Consider the following 19197-nt stretch of genomic DNA (forward strand, 5'->3'; position numbering starts at 1 on the left):
TGTCTTAGTGATCTATTGATTGACTCTGTTGCAGCGGACCGAGAACTTCAGAAACGCGAATGGGGATTCACTCCGCGAGATGACGAACGAATAGGATTTTAGCAAAAAAGGGCCTAGGCAAGCGATCACATACTACAAAAAAGGCTAAGTATCGGAGAGGTCAACTGGTTTCCAATGATACTATTGTAGCTGGCTTTTTGCGATCTGTTCGCTCTGCATGGCGTAGACCACGCACTGTAGTGTGAACTCCAGCTACAAGCACCATTGTTCTACGCGTTGCGTAGTTCCAACCATATCCCATGAAGCCACATCAACCACATGTCGACAGTAGCCAAACAACTGGCACACAACCCCCGCATAACGCAAGACCAACGCACTGCAGCTGAGATTTCGGACAGCCGTCTCTGCTACCAAATCCCTGGAAAGCAGACCCAGATACGCTGTATAGGGACGAGAATCTGCAAACAGAGCAACCACGATTCGCTAGTACGGAGTTTTCGTAGCAATAGCAGTGTTCTGACCAGCATACCTACCGTAATCTCTCAGAGCTCAGTATCTCAGAATCCACCGTGGGTGCCCCGAGTAAGCGCAACGGGGGTGATTCTCGGATGACTGCAGGCAATTCCACAAACAGGGAGTCAATGCCTGTGATTTCCGTCCAAGACATCACGAAGGTTTACGGAGAGGACGACTCAGCCTTTCGAGCCGTCGATAGCGTCGATTTCGACATCGAACCTGGGACAGTAGTCGGTATTCTCGGTCCAAACGGAGCCGGGAAAACGACCCTGCTCAAGATGATTCTCGGGCTCGTCAAACCGACAAGCGGATCCATTCAATTCGCCGGTACTGACGGAGCAGACGACCGACTTGATCGGTATCACCACGTTGCCGCGATGTTGGAAGGGGCACGAAACATCTATTGGCGATTGACAGTCCGTGAGAATCTCGCCTTCTTTGCGAGCCTCAATGGTATCGATCCAGACGATGCATCAGATCGTCACGAACAGTTGCTCAAACAGTTCGACCTCATAGAGAAAGCAGACATGCCAATCAGCGAGCTCTCACGCGGAATGAAACAAAAAGCATCACTCATCTGTACGCTTGCACGACAGACAACCGTTGTCTTTCTCGATGAACCAACACTCGGATTGGACATCGAGAGTTCACTCGAACTTCGACGCGAGATTCGTCGACTTACAGAAGTCGAATCGATGACTGTTGTCCTGAGCAGCCACAATATGGACCTCGTCGAGGCAATCTGTGATCGGGTTATCATCCTGCATGATGGTCGAATTATAAAGGACAGCAGTGTCAACGAACTCATTGATCTCTTCCAGACCCAATCGTATCGAATCAGTACCGAACCGTCGCTACCAGACCACCTCCGTACGATGCTCACCGAACACTACGACGCACACAGTTGGACACGAACGTCGAATCAGATCGAATTTGAGGTTCGACTCCAATCTGGGAATTCCTTCTACGACCTCATGGAGACACTTCACCAGAAAGACGTTACATTACGCTCGGTGCGATCACTCGAACAGAACCTCAGTGACGCGTTCCTCAAGCTCACAGACGACGCGACTCCAGCGAACCTACTTCAGGAGGACCATCAATGAGTGCATTCCGACCCCTGATCAAAGCGATCGCAGTAAAGGATCTGACTTTGCTTGTTCGGTACCCAGTCAATAGTCTCTCGCAGGTGCTCACGATTTACGTGTATTTCATCGCTATCTTCTTCGGCGGTCAACTACTCGTGGGACCTGCAATCACTCGATCATTTGACGGCGTGATTGTCGGATTTTTCCTCTGGACGATTGCTTCACTCGCATTTGGCAGTCTCGCTTGGACCGTGACCTTGGAAGCTCAGTGGGGAACGTTAGAACAACTCTACATGTCTCCGTTTGGCTTGCGGGTAGTGATGGCAGTGAAAGCGATCGTGAGCATGCTGTTCAATTTCACGTGGGGAGTGATCATGCTCTTGTTGATGTTACTGACAACGGGCAAATCCCTCCATCTGAACAGCGGCTCAATTCTCATCCTTGGGATGGTAACCCTCTGTTCTGCAGTCGGTGTTGGCTTCGTGTTTGCTGGACTTGCACTGGTGTACAAGCGCATCGAGAGTTTCATCCAGCTCATGAATATCGGATTCATTGGTCTCATTGCCGCACCAGTTGGAGATTTCCCGTGGCTGAAGTTACTTCCACTTGCGCAAGGAAGTTACCTCCTCCGCCAAAGTATGGAACAAAATCGCACTCTCTGGGAACTGCCGTCGGCCGAACTGTTGATCCTGCTACTCACTGCAGTGGTCTACTTGGGCTTAGGCTACGTTGTGTTCCGATGGTCCCAACATCGTGCCCGCCGAGACGGGCTACTTGGACAGTACTAAGCGACCAATTCTCAAGAGAGTCAGCAAGTTGAGGACAAGTATCTCGATGTTCTTGAGCACGCGAAGAACGTCGCCAAGACGAACGATGTGATGGTTGCACGGTTGGGCTATCGAGAGGTGGCGACGCATTACGGCTGTGCGTACAAGAACGACGGGTATCGCGTCATGGAAGAGATGGCCGAACGTGTGCCCGGCGTGAGCTACAAAGAATCTCGAACGCTGTGTGTGGACGACGCAATGGGCGTCGGCGGGCATCACATCGAAATCACGTTCGCCCACCCCGACCTCGTCGGATGGATGCGAGCCCATGAAGCGAACGCGGGAGGAAACGGAGGACGCTGATTATAGCGTTGTAATCACGGGGGTTCTGCGAACCCCCTCTCGAACAAGCCACCACACGAGATTCACACCGCATTGCCGGTGACACATTGGTGGTAGTAGTGTGTTGGTTACGGTGGAGTGCGTCTATTTCTGCGAAACGAGGGGGGTTGGCAGAGTCAACCCCCCCTTATTACAACGGTGTAATCGACGACTCCCGCTAGCGACAGTCGAGGACGGCTTGGTTGAGAACGGGGCAAAGTGTTCCGAGCAGACTGGCCAGTAGTTGAACGTCAACCACCAATGACCTGTTCGGGATGGTGTGCCAGATAGAGAGGATGATGCAACAAGCAGCTATCGTTTCTTCCGCCTCTTTGCAGTGAATCATCCGTGGAGTAGGTGGACATACCTATCAACTCGACCGTGTTCTCTCCGCAGTCAGAAGGATGGGGAACAGGTCTGTTGATGACCGACCGAACCGCGGGACACGATTGTTCACTCGCCAAGATGAGCTCGAATTACCTCGGGATCCTCCCAGCGCCTAAGATCGCCCGACCGCGGGTCGTACTCGATATACTGTTCATCGTCAAGTCGGGGAAGATGATTGTGGTGGAGAACGATCTCAAGATGATGGGTATCACACGTTGAGATATCTGAATCGGTTGCGAGCCGTTTAGCGAGCTCCGACCGAGTGTGTTCACTGTGCTCAGAGAGGATAGAGAGGATTAGTCGACGGATTGGATGGTCTATGCTGGTCATGACGTATCGCGAGGGCTGGAAACCTCTCCAGCCCCATCTCCTCTGTAATCAGTCTCGTACACCGTGACGGTCCCGTGACTGCTTACGTGAACCTCGTAGTTTTCGATCTGGAATGCTATCTGCCACTCCGTTTCGGTTTCCTCGGTCAATTTCGCAAGCACGTCCGGATCGATATATTCCGAGATAGGAGTTATTGACAGAGGGTCGGTATCTTTGAGGTCTGCGATCTGTGTGACAATCTCAGCAAGGATAGGATTCGGGTGAGATTGGTGTGTCCACGTCGATTCGGTCACCACCCGGTTGTGTCTTGGTTCGAAGGCTTCTACAGACTCAGCCCGTTGAATAGTCTGGAGAGAGTATTGGCCGACGAGAATTCCCCCTGCGATTCCGATGCTGATGCCGGTTATCATCTCGTTAGTCAGGCTGACGATGGGTGACTCCCGAGAGAGGTTGAGAATTATCCACACAGCTCCTGTACTCGACGCTCCGAGTGCCCCGATCCAGCCGAATCGGATAATCTGCTTGAGCTGGCTCTCGTCGTACCCGTGGCGCGAGGTTCGATAGATAAATCCAAGGAGAATAATTGAAACCCCCAGATGAACGACAACTTCGGGGATATCGGCGAGAATCGAATCAGGACTAATAAAAAAAGTGCGCGACCGAACCGGCGAGTAATAGGAGAAGGAACGGGAAGAAGCTCTCCTCTTCTGGGAAGCGCGCGGTACGGTATTTCATTGTGAGGGGGAAGGTTTCTTAGGCTGGCACACAAATGGCTATGTAATGAGTATCTTAGCGAGCGACTTCACGGATCTGACGAAAACCACCGATGAAAAAGCGCGATTAGGTGACGCGCTTGCTGGCGAAGCAAGCGAGCTTGACGTGGATTCTGTTGCTGCGGTTCGGGAGCTACGGGAACGCGAATGAGGTATTTTGTCGATACGAATATTTTCATTGCGGCACTTACAGATGAACCGAACCGAGGAGATGTTGCAGTTGACTTCTTGAACCACAAGGCAGACTTCTACACTTCGCTGCTAAATGTGATGGAGTTGCGGAGTGTCCTCGGGAAAAAGAAGCAACTCAAACAAGAGCGTGTTGCCGAATTAGAACGACGGGTCACATCCCAGGTTGAAATTGTCGTTCCAGATGCATCCGACATGCTTACTGCAAACAAACGGCATCAGGAAACACTGCTCTATCCGATGGACTGTCTTATTTTAGCATGCGCCGAAAGCCAAGACACGACATTAGTCTCGTTCGACAAGGAACTCATCGAAGCAGGAGCACGCTCACCAGAAGAAATCATCGACGAGTCATAGACAGTGTTATTGAATCAGTGGGTACCAGCGTTCGCTTCATTCTCACGCAAATAAAAACACCAGTAAGTTGAGAACAAGTATCTCGATGTCCTCGAGCACGCGAAGAACGTCGCCAAGACGAATGACGTGATGGTCGCACGGTTAGGCTATCGAGAAGTTGCAACGCACTATGGCTGTGTGTACACAAACGACGGCTATCGCGTGATGGAGGAAATGGCCGAACGCGTTCCCGGCGAGACCTACAAAGAGTCACGGACGTTGTGTGTGGACGATGCAATGGGCGTCGGGGGGCATCACATCGAAATCACGTTCGCTCATCCCGACTTAGCCGGGTGGATGCGAGCACACGAAGCCAACGCGGGAGGCAACGGAGGACGCTAATTATAGCGTTGTAATCACGGGGGTTCGACGAACCCCCATTCGAACCAAGCCACCACACGAGATTCACACCGCGTTGCAGGTGACACATGGTGGTAGTAATCGGTTGGTTACGGTGGAGTGCGTCTATTTCTGCGAAAGCGAGGGGGTCGCGAGAGCGACCCCCCTCTATTACAACGGTATAATCGACGGTACAGTTTGGCGACAACCGACGGAAAGAGGGAATATAATCACAATCGTACAGCGTTTGGTGACCCACAAATATCTCACGAGAGTAACTTCCGTCTATTAGAGAACGTTCGTTCTCTCGCTCAATTCCGCTTTCCAGCGCTCGGGTGAAGAGTCAAATCGATTTTTTATTGCTGGGAGCAGTCTCGAGAAGCGCTTCGAGTCGAGAATCACCCCCAATAGCGTATCGTTTCACTCCGCTGGTCGTATTCAAGCACGCCAGCATCCGCTAATCGTGGCAAGTGGTTGTGGAACAACCCGATTCTAACCCGCTCACGGTGCTCAGTTGACGTTGTTCCGCTCCTCGAATCCAAAGAGACGATATATTCAATGAGGTCGTCAACGCTGGCGCGATCGGTCGTCTCTTGATCGAAATACGTAATGATTGCACGACGCTGTTCATGCCTCAGCAGGCCTACCACATGGCCTGTGGAAAGATTTGTCGTACTCGTCGATTGCGGTGTACTCATGGATCTTGCTTGTAAACCTCTCTCAAAAAGCAGCACTCCTAAACAGTTAGGACCTGCGTGCTAGTCCATCGGTTCTGCTTCCCCGAAGAACACTGCCAAGAGCTTCCGTTCGCTTGCTCTGAGATGCTGGTGGAACGTCGGTGCCGAAACCCCGAGTGAATCAGCAACCGCTTCACCAGTACTCTCACGCGGCCACTCGAAGAAGCCTGCATTATATGCTGCGGTCAAGGATGCTTGCTGGCGGTCAGTCAATTGGTCCCTCAGCCGCGCGTGCTGTCTTCTGAGCGGTGGGCGAGAACGCTTGACCTCCTGTTTCGCTGTAAGACGAGCATTTGAATAAATTGACTGCACAGCATCCGTAAGCGCACGGATATCAGCATCGGCAGGGGCTTCAGCAACAAGCGACCCCCTCCCTTCAGTCACCTTCGCGTGTTTGATGCGGGCACCCCGTTCGATGAGAACTTGTGGAGACGTCGACGCCCCCATAAACACGATTTCGAGCAAACTGCTCTCCGCCGCTGTGCTGATACAGCGAGCCTTTCTAACAATCGGCTGGTTGCGTGCCATCTCGAGAAACGCGTCGGCTGGAGCGTTCTCCAGCGTGATATAGTAGAGCAGTTCTTTGTCCGTTGAAGGCACGAGATCTTCGAGCGTGATCGAGCACTGTAAATCAGCAGATGCAGTAACAAAAAACGCTGTCGTCTCGGTGAGATCAAATGTGAGTTCATAATGGCTATCGGTATGGAGTAGTTTCTTACTCTCCGCAGCATGGATCGCGTAACCAATCGTCTCACCTAGTTCCTCGAAGACCGCTTGTTCTCGCTCGCTGAATGCGTCAGATCGGGAGGCATGGACGACCAACACTCCATATGTCGTCTCACGATACACGATCGGGATACACAACACAGAGCAATACCCCCGAGCCAGTGCTTCGTCTCGCAATGAATCGGGAAATCGAGAATCAGATTGGATTGACGTAATCAGTTGGAGTTCTTGTGTTCGGATCGCTTCGGCGGCACCACCAGTACTCGTCTCCGTCGAATCGACTTCGTCTAGTAAATCGAAATAGCTTGCATCAAGGTTTGCACCAGTACGGGGCTTAATTCTACCACTCGGTAACGCACGTTCACCGATGAACGCGTCCTGATAGAGATCGGAGGCAGCGAGTCGCTCACAAACGCTGGTCTCAATTTCGTCTCGCGTTGTCGTTCGAACCAGCGTTTGGTTGACCTCGCGGATGAGTCGGTTAATCCGATTCAGCGTTTCGAGGCGATCGTGCTGTTGTTCGATAGCGTTTTCGCGTTCTTTTCGTTCGGAGATATCCTCGCCAACCAAAACAAGATATTCGAGATCACCATCTGGCGACCAGAGCGGAGCTGCATTCAACGAAATCCAACACCGCTCTCCGTCTGCTCGCTCAAGAATAGCTTCATAATCGTATACTGGGCTACCAGTCTCGATGACTTCTGTCATTAAACCGTTTTGAGGATCGATGGGTCGGTTCTCGGCATCATACAGGGTAAATTCCTCATCTAAGGTGGGAAGGCTTGTCAACTGGTCTACTGAAACCCCAAGAATCTCTTCAACTTGTTCATTCGCCCGAACGAGTTGCCTATCAAGTGTGAAGACGCCGATTGCAATCGGACTCGTTTCAAGAATTCGTTCCGTGAGATCGCGTTCCTGTCGGAGCTCTTCTTCCCATTCTTGCCGTTCAGAGATATCCCGGAAGATTCCCTGTATGACTGTTTTCCCGTCCAGTTCAGTAACGCCGGAGCTAACTTCGACAGGAACGCGAGAGCCATCGTCGTGAACGACGTGCTGGTCCATATCGTGCCGAATCACACCCGTCGAATCACCGCGGACGCCACCGCGCTCAACGTGCTCTTGGAAGTTTGCCGTATATTGGTCTGCTTGGTCAGGAGGATGGAGCTCCGATTGATGCATCCCACAGAGCTCGTGCGGTGGTTTCCCCATGAGTGAGACAGCGGCCTGATTGACGTCCTCGACCATTCCTGTTTCAGCATCCGCGATGAAAATCGCATCAGGGGTGGTTTCAACGAGTTTTGCGTATTTTTGTTTGGCATTCTCGAGTTCTGTCTCTCGCTGTTTTCGCTCCGAGATATCACGGATGATTGCCGTGAAAAGTTGCTGTCCTTCGTACTCATGTTCAAAAAGCGAGAACGCTAAGGGCAATTCGTACCCGTCCTTGTGCAATCCGACTCGTTCAGCGTACTCATGGTTCACCTCCCGCGGATCATCATAGACACGTCGAGAGAATGATTCACGATAGGCTTCCCGGTGTTGGTCTGGAAACAATTGCAGGAATGATTGACCGACGAGATCGTCTTTAGACCACCCGAAAAGGCGTTCCACTGCGTGATTTGAGTATACGATGGTTCCGCTCGGATCGAAGGTGAGAAACCCATCGAGTGCATGTTCGACGAGGTCACGAAAAAAGGTGGTTTCAGTGCTAAGATGCGCTGCGAACTCTTCAGCAGCTGTATCGTGATCAGGTTGGTGGGTCATGGTGATATGCGGTGGTGTAACACCATTTAGTGGAGCAAATGAAGAGCAAGAACCACTATAACACTTCGGATTATTTCATCCACTCTGGTCCGGATCATGGATGATTACTAAAGAGAAAAGTAATAACCAATTTTCTTCGGTAGAATTTCCACTCTACGACCTCAATACACACGTTATCAGGATAGTGTGTCAGTGGTGTTTGTAGCAATCTGAGAGCTGTAACCGTCCATGATCGCTTACGAGAATGTATCCATAAGCCAAATGGGTGTCTGACAAATCTACTTATTGAGGGCGCTCGAGACTTCCCTTGATGGATCAGGACTTTCTCGATATGGATTCAGTCACCCTCGAATTCACAGCCGAGGAACTTGAACAAATCGATGACATTGCATTTGCTCACCATCGAGAGAACCGTGATGCAGCAATCCGTGAGCTCCTCGATCAGTGGTTGAAAGCTCGTGATAAGTAATCTAAGTCTGTCGCGGAAAGATCACGACACGTCAAATTCGACAATTTCGATCGACCCACACGTAGAACACACTTGGTCGGTGGCTGCCAGCGATGTGCCACAGTGTCGGCATTCATAGATGAGGCACTCCTCATCAACGAACCACTCGTTTGTCTCCCTCCTCAACGCAAAGTTGCGCTATCTTAATACCGATTTTCTCGCCATTCCTCACCCAAACGACGCCAAACTCGACTCGGTATACTGCCCCAATTCCTGCTCGATATCCGATTCACGCCACCCAAGTGGCGATACCACACTCGCTGCCGCACGAACCAACAACTGTCGATAAAACCCGACATCATACTCGTCCAACTCCTCACTTGCCAACCTCACCCGCTCTCGCGACTGCTTTGTATCCTCCACCACCATATACGACACACTCTGACCAGGCGACCGCGCCAGCCCCAAATCAGCCGCTCGCTCCAGTGCCGCCACACTCCGCGTTGATTGCGTGTAGTCCTCTCGTTGTTTCGAAACCCGATTCGTGATCACCAACTCATTCGGATCAACCGCTCCCCGTTCAAGGCGATCAACCCACAACCGTAATTCCTCACAAACTGCCTCTGGATCACGATACGCATCCACCGCTCGAATCAACGCTTTCTGCGCATCGTCAATATACGACGGTGTGCTTCGCTGGCGACACTCGATGCCCCGATACTTGTACTCGTCTTCACCAGCAACCTTCCCGAAGTACTTCGTCAAGGCACCAGCATCCGAATCACGCAACGGAACGAACGAGATCCAGTCGTAGTGCGCTTCGTGCTCAAGTCGGATCTCTACTTCTTCAGAAATCTCCGATACAAGCGCAGACAACGACCTCTGTTCCTCGCCGTCGATCGGTGTGACCCACACACTATCGACGATACCATGCACAATCCGCCACCCATGCTCCTCCAGCACTGCTTTCGTCTCCAACAGAATCTCCCGCGCATACGCGTTGATCGCCTCGTGGCACTCGATTCGTCCGAACTTCGCATTCGAGAAGCCCTGATAGCCGAAACAGGAGACTAGAATCCACTTGATCGCACTCGATTGGCCTTCCAACTCCTCACGACGCTCTTCATCCTCAGTCGCTCGAATCTCGGCTTTGATCGCATCACGGTCCTCGATCAACGGCTCAAGCACATCCGGAAGATAGCCACGCTCATCACAAATCGAATACCCAATACCCGGCACGTCCTCCCGATCGGCATGGCACTCACACCGGATCTTCTCGGGACTCACGTTCCGCGTGACGATGATATTCGGGTACAACGAGGAGAAATCGAGTTCGTGAACGTCCTCGTGTAACCCGACGTCCGGCGCAAAGGTGAACCCACCTCGGTCGGCATCGTGCAATTGGCGCATCGTTTTGAATTTCTCGTGACGCCACGAACGCCACGGAACAAGAACATCACGTTCCCGAGCTTCCTGGATCTGAATGCCAGTCAGAATATTCCCGATTGACGACCACGCCAACTCCTGCAGTGGTTTGCCCGACTGCTCAACGAGATACAGACAACCATCGAGATTCGTCTGATTCCACATGAACGTATTCGAGCCATCGATAATCACCCGACCTGGGAGATTGTACCGTGCCGGGGAGTGTCCGACTTGGCCATAACTTTCGTAGGTTGATTCACCCGCCAGTTGCTGCCACCCCGGACGTCGTCCAAGCTGGAACTCCACATCGAGCCGATTGGCCTGCTGGAAGAGAATGGGAATGAGGTCGCTGGTATTCAGGAAGAGTACATCCGGATCAACTGACTCCACACGAGCCGAAAATGTTGCTAACACGTATTCGCCACTCCCAGTCACCGTCTCATCATCGATCGTGAGTTCAGTAACCCGCTCACTCGCGAGTTCTGTCTCCGAGACGGCAATCTGCATCTGTGAGAGTTCGTGTTTCGGCAATGGATCAATCTCCTCTTCAAGACAATAGCGAAACTCCCGCGAGAAATCAACGTTGTAGCAGCGATACTCACCGGGAGAGCCCCACTTACTCACCATTCGTGCCACTGAATTTACCGCCTTAAGGTCCACCACATCCGCCTGAAGTACTTGCTCGGGATCGTGCCGAAAACTCACACGTTCATCAACGACGACAACCCGAGCAACAGCGGGATGATCACGAAGTGCAGCACGTGCTGTTGAAAACTCACCGTCGCCATGGATGGACACGTAGATTGTGGGTGTATACGATTCATCGACTTCACACTCCACCCCCGTCTCAGTTACCGACCATCTGAGCACGTCGCCGTCGACGTAGTCGATTTTGTACACCATGACCTCATCCCTGGCCGTTCAAATCTTCCTCTACGTGATCAAGCCGTTCTTCTAAATCGTCGATCTGGATCTGCTGTTCGAGCAACATCGAGATGAGAATGGGCGTCTCGACGAACAATGGCTTGTGAACCGTGCTTGGATCGGTATGCAGCTGGGCATACTCGAAAAGTCGATCAAAGACTGCTTGATCAGTTGGTCGAAGCGCTCGGCGATACTCGTCCCATCCCGTCGCGATTTGGCTGGTTTGGCTCATTGCAAGTAAACACGACCACCGAGAGTCCCTTAGGCAAGCCAGGGTCGCTTCCGAATATTCCAATAGGTGAAATACCCCGGTCAACACGCATCGGTAGCGCCACCTGCTGACTACCATACTGGGAGGAGCAAGACCGCTATTGACGGGAGTTCTGACCGGACGACACCACCGTGAGAAGGGTGCAACGCATTCGACTCAGCCCAAGCGTTTTCGACTAGATAGGAGTTCACTCCATATGCGAAATTCGGGCGGTATGGAGCTACTTGTGGAGAAATCGGCTCGATGAATCGATCGAAGATAACACTATGAGTGACGAGATTAGTTCCTCGGAGGTCGATAGATGCTCCGAAGCGGTGTGCACTGGACTATCGGACCGAAACGTACATCAATTTCACTCCAAAGCAACCCGGCCATATCGAGCAAATCCTCCTCGATTTGTCTGTTTCCGATTCGTGCTTCCGAAAGCCAACGACTCATCACAATCAGTATGCAATAAGCTATGGAAGATCCAGTCAGAAAGGGAGGATGGCGGCAGTTCGGGAGGCAACTCACAGGGAGCCAATTATGATGGATGTCTCTGGGTGATGGCACCAGACAGTGTGTCTCTGCTGTGGGCTGTGTGAGTGCATGTAAACCACTGGTCGGGAGTATAAAAGAGATACCGTAAGCACAAAATTTGATTTTAGTATCTATTTAGCGCACTAAAACCACAATATACCCTTGTAAGTCAACTTTTCTAGTGACGTTCAGGGAGTTTTGGAGGTAGGCAGCTATTACTCAAATAGTTACAGGACAAAGGGAAAATATGCCCAGTAACATACGAACCGTCGAGACAACAAACTGGTTCGAAAACGAGAACACATCTACTGGCTCAAATTCCCCACCACAATACGCCCTAATCGCGACCCAATCGATTGATCCAGATCACTCACTACCAGTGAGTGTGATCGAAACGGTCGTCGAGACACTGAGACCACCAGGTGGCCAGACGTCGCTCAATTTATACCAGCACGTCAATCCGGATGCCCTCGAAGAGCTTATCGAAGCAAGTGGCTCAAAACAGAGTGGTGTCGAAGTGCGGTTTGTGATTGAGAACCACCTCGTTAGCGTTCGGAGCGACAACACCGTCCGCATCTACGAACCACTTGGATCACAACGTACCGAGAGCGAAAGTGCCATCCTGAACTAACCACCCCAAACAACGTCCAGGAGATTTTCGTATCGAATCGACCAATAAGCACTACCGAGACTGACGTCGCTATTCAGAGCTGTAATCCGTGAGTCGAATCTTTCCCTCCACTTCGTAAATATGGCCCTTATCGTGCAATCGTTCGATAATATCTTCGGCAGATGGTCGTCCAAGATCCTCTTCATCGTCCAAAATCGAATAGGCGTGCCCGTAGGTGAGCTCGCGCTCTTCTGGAAGATTTCTCGCGAGCGCATCAAGCGCGTCTTGGGCGAGTGGAGAGAGTGGCGACGTCTCGTTTGGACCCATTCGTACGCTCCAATTGAGCTACCGCACAGGTAAACCCTCGGTCAGAGTCTGTTCGTGCCACTACTGAGTGGGGTGTAGTAAGGGGAATAAACAGCCGATGTGGGTGTATGGGTTGGGATGAGTACGAGAATCCACATCGTCTGCTGGGTTACGCTAACTGCACTCGATGCTTGGTACCCGACGGATAAAGTCTTCAGCCAACCACAGCGGAAGTGAAACTGAATGCACCGCTGCAGACTCGATTCGACCATTCTCGTCACTATCACTGAACCGAGAACAGGACTGACGAAGCAAACACTCATTGGTTAGTATGTCATACTAACCGATAATGCCCAACACAATCAAACGGTCCGGCGATGGCCTCGCTCTCCAGGTCACAAAGCCAGCCAGAGCCGCTGGACTCGTTGAAGAGACCGACGACGAACCCACTCGCTTCGCAGACATCCGAGTGTTTGCATTCGACGGCCTCCTTCTCGTCGTCGACATCGACCGTATCACAGACGAGAATATGGTCGAGCTGGCGACCTCAGCCGCGCTCGACACCGTCTCGATCCACCGCGTTACAAACGCTTCACTCCATATCGCAGGGAATGGCTATCAAGTCCAACTACCGGGTGCTGCAGATGCAGGATTCCACGTCGGTGATCGAGCGCCCTGTACGCCAGCGCCAAATCTGCTCGTGATTGCAACAGAAGGATCGGAGCGTGTAGCGGCAGATATCGTGACGATTCGGAAAGAGCAGGTCTGAAAGTGGTTATCGCAAGTTAGTATTTGATACTAACTCTCGCTGCGTGCTGATTGCGACCATCACCTCAGCAATTCTCATACACCTATTCAAATCTTATACGTATAAAGTTTTTATAGTAGTGGTTACATAGGGTATCTATGGAGAGCGAAAGTAGCCAACACGCGGCGTCAACGGGAGGTGAAGAAACATCTGCAGCGACGATACAGGTTCCAGTGCCAGCAAGCAACCCGAATCTCTATCGCCACAAAGCAACAGATAAATTGCTTCAATTTTTAATTGATCGTCCTTTCAAGGAGTACACGATCCGAACACTTGCGTCCATGGTGGACGTCACACATCGGACCGTCGGAAAAGCAGTCGACGTGCTCGCAGCAAATGACCTCGTCCACATTCGACAGGAAGGAAACAAGAAACTCGTCAGTATCAATCGAGAACGGGTGATGATTCCAGATAATCCGTTGCTCCGTATCCCACAGGCAGAATTCCACGCACCGGTACGAGCTGCTGTCGAGACACTCAATGAAGACCTCGATGATGTCCTCGGAATTCTCGTCTACGGGAGTGTCGCACGGGGTGAAGCGGATCGACAAAGCGACATTGATCTCTGGGTGCTGGTCCGCGAACACCGAGGCCGCAACCAACGACGAGCAGCGCAAATCGGGAAAGAACTCGCATCGGAGCAAATCAATGGCGAACGATACGATTTTCATATTGTTGTTGAATCCCCTGCGTCTGTGCCCGCCCATACAGAAGACATCGCTGAAACCGTCGTCTCCGGGATCACGCTGTCCGAGACCGAAGAGTTCGAGAAATTCCAATCAATCATGGAGGACCTAGTCGATGAGTGACGATCCAAAGGTAGTCACAGATGCACTCGATACGGCACACCGATCCTTTGAGCGAGGTGGAACGCCGGAAGAAGGACTTGCCGAACTGACCGAAGAGGAAGCACAGCTCAAGAAGGCATGCCGTCTGATTGCCGCTGCACAGACGCTTCAAGATCAAAATGGCTACCATACAGCAGTCGTAGAACTCGCGTTTGGGGCGATTGAACGCTCATTCGAATTCTATGCTATCGCAATGAGCGACGATGCAGTCCACGATTTCATGGACCATGAATACGCGTACCAACGCGCGTTTGAACTGGGAGTGATCAGCGACGATTTGAAAGAAGACTTCCAAGCACTGTACAACGAGAACCGAGCGGCGTCGTACTATTCAGGGCGGGCAGTTACCGCCGAGCAGGCGGATGCGATGCTCGAACTTGCGATAACGATACATACGTTCCTGCGGGATCATCCACGAGATCATTTCAATTGTCTCTGTAGATGAGAATCATCGCTTTGGAGTCGTATTCTTATTGAGAGCAGCATTTTGAGTAGACCGAATCCAAATCAGAGAGTGCTTTCTCTGTTCGATTCGTGAAACTCGAGAACTAGTGATTAGTAGTTGTGGCTACTACACAACGGTAAGAATATTACCATGTGTAAACTACCCCACCCTGATCGCTCACGGGATAGCCCGCTCGCTCCCTGAGGGTGGGGCTTTGATGTGGACTCCTGGCAATCAGTCACCAGCAATTGGCCGGTGACGCTTGCCGTTCACCATCCCACCATTCACACGCACGTTTACTGGTGCGTCTACGCTCCCCGACGTGGACGAGGAACGTAGTCTGTGGTGTCGCTTTCGAGCATACCGTAGCCCGATGTTTTTCGCCGCGTTATAGTCCGCGTTCACTTCGTAGCCGCACTTCTGGCAGTGGAAGTGTTCACCGTCGCGGTTGCACTCGTGGGTGAACCCACAGTCCGTTCGAGAACAGCGTTGAGACGTATGGTTCGGCGCGACCTGCTTCGCCGTGACGCCGCGTTCCGGAGCCTTGTACTCGACGTACTCGAACAGACGCCGGAATGCCCAGATGTGGTGCCACTTCGCGTGTGGAAGCCGTTCGCGGATATCGGTCAACTCTTCAAACACGATTACGTCACAGTCGTGTTCGACGGCTTCCGTGACGATTTCGTTGGCGACTGTGTGGATGTACTGCTTTCGCCATGCTTCTTCGCGCTTGCCGAGGCGTAGAAGCGCGTTGTGCGCGGCTTGCGTTCCGCGCTGTTGCATCTCACCACGCCGCTTTTCGAACTCACGGCACCAGTGGTCGTAGTCATCGCCTTGCCAGAACATACCAGTTGAAGCGACCGCGAGACTGTTAACGCCAAGATCGATACCGAGAACTGTTTGGTGCTCGGTATCTGCCGAAACCTTGGGATCGTCTTCGTCTTCCCCGTCGTACTTTCGTGTGGTGATATGGAAGTAGAACTCGTCGGTCGCTTTGTCGTATTGAAGCGTACTCGCTCGGAACTCGTAGTCTTCCGAGAGAACGTATCGTTCGTAGGGTGTCGGACTACTCGCCGGCAGTTCAAAGTCGCACTCGACACGTCCGTTGACGGTCGAAAGGGAAACACGGTCGCGGTAGAATGTCGCGCTCCGCTTGTCGTAGACCATGCTCCATGACGTGAACTCTGGTCGGCTCACTCGTTTGCCTTGTTTCCATCGTTCAACGATGCCTTTTGTTGCTTGCACGGCGCGTCGAATAGCTTCTTGAACGAGGTTCGCGGTGAGGTCTGTTTCTGCCCGGAGTTCCGTGTAGAGTGCGTTTCGTGCTGTGTTGTTGGCAGTGATGCAGTTTTTGTAGCTGGTATCGTCCCAACAGAATTCGCTCGCACGGTTTGCACAGTGGAGGAACTGGCGGGCAGATTCGTGGAGGTCGTCGCGCCACTCGTCAGGAACGGTGAGTTTAACCGCTGCAGTTCGACGCACCTCCATGGTTCAGATTATAACTCAATGGCACTTAAGCATCCGGGAGTCGGGTAGCCACCGTGCTGCGGTTGTGTAATCCTGGCCGGTTTCCTCTCCGGCCTACTCGCTCACTTCGTTCGCTCCTTGAGGCCGGAGGCTCCACCTCGAATCACGCTGAATCCACACGATCGGATACACCCTCGACACCCTCCTCGGAGCAATCACGCCGTGACCGCCGAAAACAGATGGCACGAGCGCTTGCTCGCGGTGGAATGGACGGCGTCCATGTCCTGAGCCACGAAAGCGCGGCTGAAATCCTTACTCCAAAACGACGTGACCTCATCACATATCTCGCCGAGAACGAGGTTGTATCAGTCCGTGATCTCGCACGCCAACTCGACCGCGATAAGGGGCAAGTGAGTCGTGACCTCGAAACGCTGGCCCGCCATGGTGTGATCAGCTTTGAAACGGATGGGCGTGCGAAGAAGCCGTATCTGCAGCACGAACACGTTGTTGTTGAGCCAATCGTTTAGTTACCAGAGTTCCACGGACTGACGATCACCCCCACCCCACTTTGTCATGAGTAAATCGAGACAAAGTAACCGAAATCAAAATCTAGAGTTGATCATTCTAGCAAATTGAATTGGGTTATCTATACTACGGGTATTGTTTGTGCTATTAGGGTAAATAATTTTCCTAGCTAGAAGTAGTATCGTGACCGCTGGACAATCCCCCTTCGCACAACGTTACTCATGACAAAGTGGGGGGTGTGGGGGATTCGTATCGTAGAATACGTGTCTAAGAACGCTTCTCGCGGCCATTTACTCATGACAAAGTGGGGTGTCTGACTATCGATGGCTACTCGCTGACCGTGTGGCGATCATAGTTCACAACTCCTGCCAAAGTGGGGTGGACTATGCAACGGCTGTAACTCACGATACTCCTGTCACTACGGTCAGGGGGATTTATATAGAATTAGACTGATACGACACGCATGGGATTAGGCCATCTATCCGCAGACGATCCAATATTTTTGGATGAAGATGTCTTCCGAGATTCCTATACTCCTGAGGAGATGGTAGCTCGTGATGAGGAGCTAAACGAATATCTACAAACGTTCAAGCCGATTGTCCGAGGAAAACGACCTCGGAACGTGTTTCTCTATGGCAAAACGGGCGTAGGGAAAACAAAAGGGACAGAACTCGTGATGGATCGATTGATCGAGGATGCAAACGACCTCTCGGTCAATGGTGATGAGATCTCAGTCAGAGTAATAACCCTCGAATGCAAGCAGCTCAACACCTCCTATCAGGTTGCGGCCAATCTCATCAATAAATTCCGGACAGAGGCTAACCGTTTTCCGACGACTGGTGTTCCTGCTGGTGACGTTTATAATACGCTTTATCGCCATCTCCGTGAAATAGATGCAACTCACTGCGTTATTGTTCTTGACGAGATCGACTCGATCGGGTCCGATGACGAGATTCTTTATTCATTGCCTCGGTGTAATGATAATGGGAACGTCCCTCCAGAGAAAACCAAAGTTGGTGTTGTTGGCATTTGTAATAGTTTCTCGTTCAAACGTGGCTTGTCGGCCCGTGTCCAGGATAGCTTGTGTGATGAGGAGATTCTGTTTCCCCCTTATGACGCAAACGACTTGCGCAAGATCCTGTATCAACGCGCTACGAAAGGTATCGTTGGGGTTGAGTATCATGATGAAGCAGGGGTGACAGATTACGGCGTTCTGGGCGACGATGTCATTCCGCTAATTGCGGCCCTTGTTGCGCAGGAATCTGGCAGCGCTCGCGATGCACTCTCTCTTATGTACCTCTCTGGGAAGTCATGTCGTGAGCGCGATGGCGACACTATCTCTGAGCAAGATGTCCGTGAAGCCCGTCAGCGCGAGGAACAAGGACGAACAGCAGACGAAATACGACAACTCCCAATTCAGGGCAAACTGACGATGATGGCCGTAATGAAACTTGAGGATGCTGGCTATCCGCCGCTCCGTAGCAAGGATATTTACAAGGCCTATTCCCTGGTGGCAGAAGCAGCAGACACTGATACTCTTTCTCTTCGGAGTTTTCGTCGACGTGTCTCCGATCTCTTAGTCCGCGATTTTCTTGCTTATGAGGAAAGCAACGAGGGTAAGTCCGGCGGGAGTTACCGCAAGTACGAACTGGGAGGTATTGACGATAATGTTGCTCGTGAAGTTGTTACCCAAAACGAGGATGGGGAGTCAGGGAGGCTGGCCGATATTGCTAGTCGTTCATTCGTACAGAAGTTCCGAAGAACATTGGGTGAACCCTAATACAAGCCTCTTCTTCCCTTTACCGACTTGTTTGTTTTCTACTGTTGGCATTTGTCAGATATTGTGCTACTAGCGCCCATATAGCGAGTGGCACCCTCTTGTTGGGTGCAACAGGTGGTGCTCATTTCGTTGAGCGACCATGCTGGTTAGTATAGTATACTAACACCCAACTGTATGAGTCACGCCTTCATTCGCATGTCTAACCCGTAATTTTATAGTTAACGCGAATAACATGCTGTATATGGATAACCTGAATAACCATAGTAACTCGACAAACTCAGATAACTCGACTAACCCAGATAACTCGACTAACCCAGATAACTCGACTAACCCAGATAACTCGACTAACCCAGATAACTCGACTAACCCAGATAACTCGACTAACCCAGATAACTCGACTAACCCAGATAACTCGACTAACCCAGATAACT

General features: G+C 51.6%; 20 protein-coding genes. 14 read left to right on the top strand and 6 right to left on the bottom strand.

Annotated elements, in window-relative coordinates:
• The first annotated feature begins 641 nt into the window (after positions 1-641).
• The 4 genes from ACGYLY_RS27770 (at position 642) to ACGYLY_RS27785 (ending at position 3358) form a co-directional block, all read left to right on the top strand.
• Positions 642-1622 carry an ABC transporter ATP-binding protein gene (locus ACGYLY_RS27770; protein ID WP_395286017.1) on the top strand — a complete coding sequence of 327 codons (981 nt, stop codon included), beginning with the start codon at positions 642-644 and terminating at the stop codon, positions 1620-1622.
• Complete coding sequence (locus ACGYLY_RS27775; RefSeq protein WP_395285936.1) at positions 1619-2392, top strand: ABC transporter permease; 774 nt, start codon at positions 1619-1621, stop codon at positions 2390-2392. The genes ACGYLY_RS27770 and ACGYLY_RS27775 overlap by 4 nt, the downstream gene beginning before the upstream one ends.
• A gap of 90 nt (positions 2393-2482) precedes the next feature.
• Positions 2483-2734 (top strand): hypothetical protein, encoded by a 252-nt coding sequence (locus ACGYLY_RS27780; protein WP_395285935.1) that lies wholly within the window; start codon positions 2483-2485, stop codon positions 2732-2734.
• Positions 2735-3175: 441 nt separating this feature from the next.
• On the top strand, positions 3176-3358 hold the full coding sequence (locus ACGYLY_RS27785) for a hypothetical protein (protein ID WP_395285934.1): 183 nt from the start codon (positions 3176-3178) through the stop codon (positions 3356-3358).
• A 107-nt stretch (positions 3359-3465) separates the two neighbouring features.
• Here ACGYLY_RS27785 and ACGYLY_RS27790 read toward each other — a convergent pair whose 3' ends face one another.
• Positions 3466-3879 carry a HalOD1 output domain-containing protein gene (locus ACGYLY_RS27790; protein WP_395285933.1) on the bottom strand — a complete coding sequence of 138 codons (414 nt, stop codon included), beginning with the start codon at positions 3877-3879 and terminating at the stop codon, positions 3466-3468.
• A gap of 370 nt (positions 3880-4249) precedes the next feature.
• On the opposite strand from ACGYLY_RS27790, the gene ACGYLY_RS27795 reads away from it, so the two are divergent.
• The 3 genes from ACGYLY_RS27795 (at position 4250) to ACGYLY_RS27805 (ending at position 5169) form a co-directional block, all read left to right on the top strand.
• Complete coding sequence (locus tag ACGYLY_RS27795; protein ID WP_231186359.1) at positions 4250-4393, top strand: hypothetical protein; 144 nt, start codon at positions 4250-4252, stop codon at positions 4391-4393.
• Positions 4390-4788 (top strand): type II toxin-antitoxin system VapC family toxin, encoded by a 399-nt coding sequence (locus ACGYLY_RS27800; protein WP_395285932.1) that lies wholly within the window; start codon positions 4390-4392, stop codon positions 4786-4788. The genes ACGYLY_RS27795 and ACGYLY_RS27800 overlap by 4 nt, the downstream gene beginning before the upstream one ends.
• 129 nt (positions 4789-4917) lie before the next feature.
• Entirely contained in the window at positions 4918-5169 is a 252-nt protein-coding gene (locus tag ACGYLY_RS27805; protein ID WP_395285931.1) for a hypothetical protein, read from the top strand.
• Between the two features lie 755 nt (positions 5170-5924).
• Here the strand turns inward: ACGYLY_RS27805 and ACGYLY_RS27810 are convergent.
• Positions 5925-8390, bottom strand: coding sequence for a PAS domain S-box protein (locus tag ACGYLY_RS27810; protein WP_395285930.1), 2466 nt, complete (start codon positions 8388-8390; stop codon positions 5925-5927).
• Positions 8391-8700: 310 nt separating this feature from the next.
• On the opposite strand from ACGYLY_RS27810, the gene ACGYLY_RS27815 reads away from it, so the two are divergent.
• A complete protein-coding gene (locus ACGYLY_RS27815; RefSeq protein ID WP_395285929.1) occupies positions 8701-8859 on the top strand; it encodes a ribbon-helix-helix protein, CopG family in 159 nt (52 codons plus the stop codon).
• Positions 8860-9066: 207 nt separating this feature from the next.
• Here ACGYLY_RS27815 and ACGYLY_RS27820 read toward each other — a convergent pair whose 3' ends face one another.
• Together ACGYLY_RS27820 and ACGYLY_RS27825 are read right to left on the bottom strand one after the other, a co-directional pair.
• The gene (locus ACGYLY_RS27820) at positions 9067-11166 is read right to left on the bottom strand and encodes a type B DNA-directed DNA polymerase (RefSeq protein ID WP_395285928.1); all 2100 of its coding nucleotides are present in this window, start codon (positions 11164-11166) and stop codon (positions 9067-9069) included.
• A 4-nt stretch (positions 11167-11170) separates the two neighbouring features.
• Complete coding sequence (locus tag ACGYLY_RS27825) at positions 11171-11419, bottom strand: hypothetical protein (protein WP_395285927.1); 249 nt, start codon at positions 11417-11419, stop codon at positions 11171-11173.
• Positions 11420-12362: 943 nt separating this feature from the next.
• Between ACGYLY_RS27825 and ACGYLY_RS27830 the strand changes: the two genes are divergently transcribed.
• The gene (locus tag ACGYLY_RS27830) at positions 12363-12608 is read left to right on the top strand and encodes a HalOD1 output domain-containing protein (protein ID WP_395285926.1); all 246 of its coding nucleotides are present in this window, start codon (positions 12363-12365) and stop codon (positions 12606-12608) included.
• 69 nt (positions 12609-12677) lie between these two features.
• Here ACGYLY_RS27830 and ACGYLY_RS27835 read toward each other — a convergent pair whose 3' ends face one another.
• Entirely contained in the window at positions 12678-12914 is a 237-nt protein-coding gene (locus tag ACGYLY_RS27835) for a hypothetical protein (RefSeq protein ID WP_395285925.1), read from the bottom strand.
• Between the two features lie 328 nt (positions 12915-13242).
• Here ACGYLY_RS27835 and ACGYLY_RS27840 point away from each other — a divergent pair, with 328 nt between their 5' ends.
• The 3 genes from ACGYLY_RS27840 (at position 13243) to ACGYLY_RS27850 (ending at position 14994) form a co-directional block, all read left to right on the top strand.
• A complete protein-coding gene (locus ACGYLY_RS27840; protein ID WP_395285924.1) occupies positions 13243-13662 on the top strand; it encodes a hypothetical protein in 420 nt (139 codons plus the stop codon).
• Positions 13663-13799: 137 nt separating this feature from the next.
• Entirely contained in the window at positions 13800-14510 is a 711-nt protein-coding gene (locus ACGYLY_RS27845; protein ID WP_395285923.1) for a nucleotidyltransferase domain-containing protein, read from the top strand.
• Positions 14503-14994 (top strand): DNA-binding protein, encoded by a 492-nt coding sequence (locus ACGYLY_RS27850; RefSeq protein WP_395285922.1) that lies wholly within the window; start codon positions 14503-14505, stop codon positions 14992-14994. Before ACGYLY_RS27845 ends, ACGYLY_RS27850 begins: the two co-directional genes overlap by 8 nt.
• Before the next feature lie 234 nt (positions 14995-15228).
• Here ACGYLY_RS27850 and ACGYLY_RS27855 read toward each other — a convergent pair whose 3' ends face one another.
• Positions 15229-16482 (bottom strand): RNA-guided endonuclease InsQ/TnpB family protein, encoded by a 1254-nt coding sequence (locus ACGYLY_RS27855; protein WP_395285921.1) that lies wholly within the window; start codon positions 16480-16482, stop codon positions 15229-15231.
• Positions 16483-16727: 245 nt separating this feature from the next.
• Between ACGYLY_RS27855 and ACGYLY_RS27860 the strand changes: the two genes are divergently transcribed.
• On the top strand, positions 16728-16988 hold the full coding sequence (locus tag ACGYLY_RS27860; RefSeq protein WP_395285920.1) for a helix-turn-helix domain-containing protein: 261 nt from the start codon (positions 16728-16730) through the stop codon (positions 16986-16988).
• A 461-nt stretch (positions 16989-17449) separates the two neighbouring features.
• Positions 17450-18766 carry a Cdc6/Cdc18 family protein gene (locus tag ACGYLY_RS27865; protein ID WP_395285919.1) on the top strand — a complete coding sequence of 439 codons (1317 nt, stop codon included), beginning with the start codon at positions 17450-17452 and terminating at the stop codon, positions 18764-18766.
• Positions 18767-19197 lie beyond the last annotated feature (431 nt).

The sequence above is a fragment of the Haladaptatus sp. CMAA 1909 genome (assembly GCF_043952005.1).
Classification (GTDB): Archaea; Halobacteriota; Halobacteria; order Halobacteriales; family Haladaptataceae; genus Haladaptatus.

What these genes read in the sequence shown, in the direction of transcription:
- ACGYLY_RS27770 (WP_395286017.1), top strand. Translation starts at nt 642, where the DNA reads ATGCCTGTGATTTCCGTCCAAGACATCACGAAGGTTTACGGAGAGGAC.
- ACGYLY_RS27775 (WP_395285936.1), top strand. Translation starts at nt 1,619, where the DNA reads ATGAGTGCATTCCGACCCCTGATCAAAGCGATCGCAGTAAAGGATCTG.
- ACGYLY_RS27780 (WP_395285935.1), top strand. Translation starts at nt 2,483, where the DNA reads ATGGTTGCACGGTTGGGCTATCGAGAGGTGGCGACGCATTACGGCTGT.
- ACGYLY_RS27785 (WP_395285934.1), top strand. Translation starts at nt 3,176, where the DNA reads ATGACCGACCGAACCGCGGGACACGATTGTTCACTCGCCAAGATGAGC.
- ACGYLY_RS27790 (WP_395285933.1), bottom strand. Translation starts at nt 3,879, where the DNA reads ATGATAACCGGCATCAGCATCGGAATCGCAGGGGGAATTCTCGTCGGC.
- ACGYLY_RS27795 (WP_231186359.1), top strand. Translation starts at nt 4,250, where the DNA reads ATGAGTATCTTAGCGAGCGACTTCACGGATCTGACGAAAACCACCGAT.
- ACGYLY_RS27800 (WP_395285932.1), top strand. Translation starts at nt 4,390, where the DNA reads ATGAGGTATTTTGTCGATACGAATATTTTCATTGCGGCACTTACAGAT.
- ACGYLY_RS27805 (WP_395285931.1), top strand. Translation starts at nt 4,918, where the DNA reads ATGGTCGCACGGTTAGGCTATCGAGAAGTTGCAACGCACTATGGCTGT.
- ACGYLY_RS27810 (WP_395285930.1), bottom strand. Translation starts at nt 8,390, where the DNA reads ATGACCCACCAACCTGATCACGATACAGCTGCTGAAGAGTTCGCAGCG.
- ACGYLY_RS27815 (WP_395285929.1), top strand. Translation starts at nt 8,701, where the DNA reads ATGGATCAGGACTTTCTCGATATGGATTCAGTCACCCTCGAATTCACA.
- ACGYLY_RS27820 (WP_395285928.1), bottom strand. Translation starts at nt 11,166, where the DNA reads ATGGTGTACAAAATCGACTACGTCGACGGCGACGTGCTCAGATGGTCG.
- ACGYLY_RS27825 (WP_395285927.1), bottom strand. Translation starts at nt 11,419, where the DNA reads ATGAGCCAAACCAGCCAAATCGCGACGGGATGGGACGAGTATCGCCGA.
- ACGYLY_RS27835 (WP_395285925.1), bottom strand. Translation starts at nt 12,914, where the DNA reads ATGGGTCCAAACGAGACGTCGCCACTCTCTCCACTCGCCCAAGACGCG.
- ACGYLY_RS27840 (WP_395285924.1), top strand. Translation starts at nt 13,243, where the DNA reads ATGCCCAACACAATCAAACGGTCCGGCGATGGCCTCGCTCTCCAGGTC.
- ACGYLY_RS27845 (WP_395285923.1), top strand. Translation starts at nt 13,800, where the DNA reads ATGGAGAGCGAAAGTAGCCAACACGCGGCGTCAACGGGAGGTGAAGAA.
- ACGYLY_RS27850 (WP_395285922.1), top strand. Translation starts at nt 14,503, where the DNA reads ATGAGTGACGATCCAAAGGTAGTCACAGATGCACTCGATACGGCACAC.
- ACGYLY_RS27855 (WP_395285921.1), bottom strand. Translation starts at nt 16,482, where the DNA reads ATGGAGGTGCGTCGAACTGCAGCGGTTAAACTCACCGTTCCTGACGAG.
- ACGYLY_RS27860 (WP_395285920.1), top strand. Translation starts at nt 16,728, where the DNA reads ATGGACGGCGTCCATGTCCTGAGCCACGAAAGCGCGGCTGAAATCCTT.
- ACGYLY_RS27865 (WP_395285919.1), top strand. Translation starts at nt 17,450, where the DNA reads ATGGGATTAGGCCATCTATCCGCAGACGATCCAATATTTTTGGATGAA.